This window comes from Adhaeribacter sp. (assembly GCF_057359045.1).
The window spans coordinates 1-2696 of the sequence record NZ_JBMQUD010000144.1 but is presented as its reverse complement, the minus strand read 5'-3'; the positions used below and the strand labels follow the sequence as shown (position 1 = coordinate 2696).

Here is a 2696-nt window from a genome sequence, read left to right as displayed (position 1 = left end):
TAGGTAAAAGAAGTTATTACTTTTTTACCGGTAAGGTCTTGTAACCAATAGGTTCTTACAAGATGACAACTCTACCAGTATAGCGTATACCAATTATATATAATCTGGATAATCCAAAAGAGCACGACTACTAACCTGTGCCGGCAATATTTAAGCGCAAAAAATATTTGCTTAAAAGAGAGAAGGCAATAGGCAGTTTAGAGCGTGGTTAAATTTTATTAAACGATTAAAAAAGCGGAATAAAATGGCCGCTTTCGCCCATTAATCTCCGTCATTCCCAAAAATCTTATGGTTTACCTAAGCAGAAGATTCTTTGGGAATGTCGGATTTGGACTGATTCTACTAAATTTAAACTTACTCTAATAAACAAAGTTCAGCTTACCAGTAAACGGACTGGTTTTATTTGGTTGTTTCCAGTGGGTAAAACCTTTGGTAATTGAGCAGGCCCGCAAAACTAAGGATAAAAGCAAATACGCTGGAAATGGTAACAAACAAACCAATTAACATCAGCAGTACGCCAATGAGTACTATTTTTTGGACGTAAGTATACACTTCCTGCGGCGATTTAGGATCTTCTTCCGGAGACTCTTTTTTTATTTTCCGCAATAAAAAGTAGGTATGTATAATAGTAGAAATTAGCCAGAAAAAGGCAATACGTAAAATAAACAGCCCTACATCGTTAATAAACGGGTGGTCTAAAACCGCAATGGGTATAAATAGATTATAGTATTCGGGCAAAAAAGAGTAAATACCAATAACCAAAACCGCTACGCCCACTAAAATATGAAACCTGCCATTGATTTGGCAAATAGGCTTTACCTCTTCAGCAATGTTATACCCTAAAATTAGGCTACGGTGCAATTTGTAATTCCAGAACAGGAATAAAATGGTAAAGCCCAGAATAAATACCGGCAGAAATACCTCAATGTAGCTCCTCGTCACCGTTTAAGAAATTTAAGGATAAAATTAACTGGTTAGTATACAGGTAGATAAATAAAAAGGTTAAACGGTAAGCACATAGCTTATTGCTATAGCTTAATGAGGCAATGGCAAACTGGGTTTTACCTCTTTGCGCGTGGTGCATTGCCCAGGTTCGCGTAAGCCGGGGCATAATTATTCGTCCGGAAAGGGGTGTTTGTGGGTTAAAGTGATTTAAAATATTGCCTGTCTCTGTCCTAAAAACAATTTTATTACAACATTCCAGACTTTTTCCGGAATTGTCTGCGTATTTGTAGCCAAATAATGGTAACATGAAAATATTGGTAATTGAAGACGAACCCGATATGCTGGACAATATTGTGCGTTCGCTGGAAAAGGAAAAATACGTGGTAGAAACCGCCACCACCTACGAAGCCGGCATTGAAAAAATTAACCTTTACGATTATGATTGCATACTCCTGGATATAACCTTGCCTGGCGGCAATGGCCTGGATATACTAAATAACCTTAAAAAGCAGCACAAAGCCGATGGCGTTATTATTGTTTCGGCCAAAAACTCTCTGGACGATCGCATTAGCGGCTTAGAAATGGGCGCCGATGATTATTTGGCCAAGCCTTTTCACATGGCCGAGTTGCACGCGCGGGTAAAATCGGTGTTGCGCCGACGCAAGTTCGAAGGCAATAATCTATTAACCATCGAGAACGTACAAATCGAACTCGATAAACACCAGGTTTGGGTAGCCGGCGAAGAAGTAGTTTTAAACCGCAAAGAGTTTGATATTTTGCTTTTCCTGGTTTCTAACAAAGAGCGCCTGGTGAGCAAATCGGCGATTGCCGAGCGGGTTTGGGGCGACCACATTGATGAGGCCGACAGCTTTGAATTTATTTATTCCCAGATTAAAAACCTGCGCAAGAAATTAAAAGAACACCGCGCCAACATTGAAATTCAGGCGGTGTACGGCATCGGTTATAAACTGGTGGGCCCATGAAATTATTAAACTACACCACCGCTTATTTTGCCGGAATATTATTTGTGGTTATTCTGGTGTGGGCCGGGCTTTTTTACTATAACATGCTCGACGAAATTTACGACAGCATGGACGATGGCCTGGAAAACCAAAAGCTGCTGGTTATACACAAGGCCGCCCAGGATAGCACCGTTTTAAAACATGCCGTTTTCGACGAAGGGTATTACCGCATTCGGGAAATACCGGTGGCGGCCGCCCAAAATCGCCCCGATGTGTACCAGGATACCCTCATGTACATGCTGAACGAAGAAGATTTTGAACCGGTAAGAATGCTGACAACGGTTTTCCGGCAAAATGATAAGTACTACGAAATGCGGGTAATTACCTCTATGGTAGAAGAAGACGACCTGATAGAAGATTTACTGTATGCGTTGCTTTGGCTGTACGGCGGTTTAATATCCAGTATTTTGTTGCTGAACAATGTTTTGCTGAAAAGAATCTGGCAGCCTTTTTACAATTTACTTCACCGGCTGCAACAGTTCCGGCTAGACGAACCCCGACCCATTTTGCCGGATAAAACCGATATAGAGGAGTTTAATTTGTTAAATAACACCGTTCAGAAATTATTGCAAAGCAACATAAATACTTACGTGAGCCAGAAAAATTTTATCGAAAACGCTGCCCACGAACCCCACACGCCGCTGGCCATTAGCCTGAATAAATTAGAATTACTCGTCGAGATTAATCATTTAAACCCCGACCAGGTAACGCAGATAGCCGCGGTTATGC

2 protein-coding genes and 1 pseudogene are annotated in these 2696 nt (G+C 41.1%); 2 read left to right on the top strand and 1 reads right to left on the bottom strand.

The window, feature by feature from the left end; translation table 11 throughout:
- Nucleotides 1-399: 399 nt before the first annotated feature.
- Nucleotides 400-942: a hypothetical protein gene (locus ACO1R6_RS22355; RefSeq protein WP_486267488.1), complete on the bottom strand. Its 543-nt coding sequence runs from the start codon at nucleotides 940-942 to the stop codon at nucleotides 400-402.
- Between the two features lie 308 nt (nucleotides 943-1250).
- Between ACO1R6_RS22355 and ACO1R6_RS22350 the strand changes: the two genes are divergently transcribed.
- Together ACO1R6_RS22350 and ACO1R6_RS22345 are read left to right on the top strand one after the other, a co-directional pair.
- Nucleotides 1251-1928 (top strand): response regulator transcription factor, encoded by a 678-nt coding sequence (locus ACO1R6_RS22350; protein WP_486267486.1) that lies wholly within the window; start codon nucleotides 1251-1253, stop codon nucleotides 1926-1928.
- A pseudogene (locus ACO1R6_RS22345) lies at nucleotides 1925-2696 on the top strand (sensor histidine kinase); the annotation flags it as partial. The gene ACO1R6_RS22350 and the pseudogene ACO1R6_RS22345, both read left to right, overlap by 4 nt.